The organism is Pseudomonas sp. SDO5271_S396 (genome assembly GCF_054071795.1).
Genome location: NZ_JBSVWB010000147.1, coordinates 1 through 213, shown reverse-complemented (window position 1 = coordinate 213; position 213 = coordinate 1). Strand labels below are relative to the sequence as shown.

The window sequence follows — 213 nt, the reverse complement described above, 5'->3', positions numbered from 1 at the left end:
CAGCAGCTCATCGACTAACGCCCCCAGGCGTTCGGCGGCACGGATGTCCAGGCACGGCGGGCAGTAAGTGCGGTCGAGCACCACGCTTTTGTCGGCGCGCTTTTCCACCACATGGGCGATGCCCAGGGTGGTGTAGGCGTCCGCTACATCGCCTTCGAACGCCAGGCGCAGGCGCAGTTTGCCGATGCTCATCAACGCGCTGCTGTCCAGGCC

General features: G+C 65.7%; 1 protein-coding gene. It reads right to left on the bottom strand.

From position 1 onward, the window contains the following. Positions 1 to 213 (bottom strand): type VI secretion system baseplate subunit TssK (gene tssK / locus ACW9IN_RS30215; RefSeq protein WP_457369259.1); only part of this gene is annotated, 213 nt, incomplete at both ends.